At 64.0% G+C, this 2,439-nt stretch carries 2 protein-coding genes and 1 pseudogene; 2 read left to right on the forward strand and 1 reads right to left on the reverse strand.

The features are described from left to right. Both EOA75_RS31855 and EOA75_RS31860 read left to right on the forward strand, forming a co-directional pair. Nucleotides 1–826: multicopper oxidase domain-containing protein (locus tag EOA75_RS31855; RefSeq protein ID WP_164747715.1), on the forward strand; the 826-nt coding region annotated here is incomplete at its 5' end. A 20-nt stretch (nucleotides 827–846) separates the two neighbouring features. Then, nucleotides 847–2,019 carry a cytochrome D1 domain-containing protein gene (locus tag EOA75_RS31860; protein ID WP_245466802.1) on the forward strand — a complete coding sequence of 391 codons (1,173 nt, stop codon included), beginning with the start codon at nucleotides 847–849 and terminating at the stop codon, nucleotides 2,017–2,019. Here the strand turns inward: EOA75_RS31860 and EOA75_RS34315 are convergent. Beyond that, nucleotides 1,976–2,439, reverse strand: a pseudogene (locus EOA75_RS34315) (hypothetical protein); the annotation flags it as partial. The gene EOA75_RS31860 and the pseudogene EOA75_RS34315 sit on opposite strands and share 44 nt — an antisense overlap.

The following is a 2,439-nucleotide window of genomic DNA, read 5'->3' on the forward strand; positions in this document are numbered from 1 at the left end:
GTCCATGGCGATGCCTATGGACGTTAACGACATCGAGTACGACGCCTACCTGGCGAACGACCGCACCCTGGACGATCCGCAGGTGTTCGCAGTCGAGCGGAACGACCAGGTCCGGCTGCGGCTCATCAACGGCGCCACCGCCACGGCGTTCTGGATCGACACCGGGTCAATCGAAGGCGAGGCAATCGCTGTCGATGGGGATCCCATCGTTCCACTGCGCGGCCACCGCTTCCCGCTCGCCATGGGCCAGCGCATCGACATCCGGCTGCGCATACCAAACGAGGCCGGCGCCTGGCCGATCCTGGCGCTGCGCGAGGGCAGCATCGAGCGCACCGGTTTCGTACTGGCGACCAGGGGCGGCGCTGTAAAGCGCATCGCGCCTGTTGGCGACCAGGCCACGCCCGCGCTGGATCTAATATTCGAGTCCAGCCTCGTCGCCGCCAAGCCCCTGGCGGTGACGCCCGCGGATCGGAATCAGCCCATCGAGATTGGCGGCACGATGCAGGGTTATTCCTGGACGCTCAACGGCAAGACATGGGGCAACCATCAGCCGATCCCGGTGCGGAAGGGGGAGCGCATCGAACTGATGCTGCGCAACGCCAGCATGATGGGCCATCCCATGCATCTGCACGGCCATCATTTCCAGGTGGTTGCTATAGATGGCCGCCGCTTCGCGGGAGCCGTCCGCGACACCGTCTGGGTGCCGCCGATGCGCGAGGTGACGGTGGCGTTCGACGCCGCGAACCCGGGGACGTGGGCCTTCCACTGCCACCACCTCTACCACATGACAACCGGCATGATGACCGTCGTCGAATACACCGCGTGACCGATTTCGAGGATAAGACCATGAGAAACTATCCCAGCAACAATGCCGTCGCTCTGGCGGTCGAAAACCGCTCCGGCGTCAGCCGCCGCATGACGCTGTGGGCCAAGATGGCAGCTACTGCCGTCGCCGCGGCCGCTCTTCTCGTCAAGCCTGCGGGAGCAGCCGAACCGGTGGCTTCAGGCTTCGTCTACACTGCTGACGAAGAGGGCGGCTCCATCAGCCGGGTCGACCTCTCAACTGGGAAGGTCGACTCCTTTCCGGTCGCCATCACGCCGCACAACGTCCAGTTCCTTCCGGGCAGCGGGAAACTGCTTGCGGTAGGGGTCCCCCGCTCCGCCGGCGATCACGGTGAACGTGGGAACGGCCACAATGCTGACCACAGCAAGACGGGCGACATGGGGGAAATGGATATGGATGCCGGCGGCAAGCTCATCGTCCTTGACACAGCCACTCTCGCTGCGGGGCCGATCGCTTCCATTCCCGCCGGCGCACATCCGGCCCATGTCATCGCTGACCCCGACGGCAAGCGAGCCTTCGTCACGGACTCCGAACACAACATCGTTTCCGTGATCAATTTCGAGAAGGGCGAAGCCATCGCGACGGTCCCAACCGGCGACTATCCGCATGGTCTTAGGATGAGCCCTGACGGAAAGTTCATCTACGTCGCCAACGTCAAGGACGGCACCGTATCCGTCATAGACGCAGCCAAGCTACGGGAGGCTGCGCGGATCAAAGTCGGCAAGGCTCCCGTGCAGGTCGGCTTCACGCCGGATGGCAGCCGCGTCTATGTCTCGCTCAGGGACGAGAACAAGGTGGCGGTGATCGATACTTCTACCCGCAAGGTGATCGCACGCATAAAAGTCGGACGGGCGCCCATCCAGGTGTATGCTACGCGGGACGCACGCCTGGTCTACGTCGCCAACCAGGGCGCCGAGGCCAAGCCGAACGACACGGTCTCCGTTATCGACGTCGCCAGTGGCAAGGTCGTGAAGACGATCCGGACCGGTGCGGGAGCGCATGGTGTCGCCGTGAGCGATGACGGCGCCTTCGTCTTCGTGACCAACATCGTCGACGGCACCGTGTCGCTGATCTCGGTCAAGGGCCAGGCGGTCCTGAAGTCCTATGCAGTAGGCAAGGGGCCAAACGGGATCACGTTCCAGGCGCCGCAGCCGGCGCCTGGAGACGCTGGGTGACCGATGCGGACGAACCCTGAACCCGAAACCAGGAGAACCAAGCAATGAAAACGCTAAGCAAGCCCATCTTCGCTGCAGCCATTCTCTTCACATCTGCGGCCTTCGCCGAGGACTCCCACCATCCCGCCGGCACTGCGGAAGTTGCGCCTGCCGCTTCGCCCGCTCCGGTGGCCGGCGACAGCGCCGGGACGATGCCCCAGGGTGGAATGATACCGCAGGGCGGCATGATGCCCCAGGGCGGAATGATGCCCCAAGGTGGAATGATGCCCCAAGGTGGAATGATGCCCCAAGGTGGAATGGTGCCCCAGGGTGGAATGATGCCCCAAGGCGGAATGATGCCCCAGAGCGGCATGATGCCCCAAGGGGGAATGATGTGCGGGGTGATGCCCCAGGGTGGAATGATGCCCCAAGGTGGAACGA

It is taken from the genome of Mesorhizobium sp. M1A.F.Ca.IN.022.07.1.1 (assembly GCF_003997575.1).
GTDB lineage: Bacteria > Pseudomonadota > Alphaproteobacteria > Rhizobiales > Rhizobiaceae > Mesorhizobium.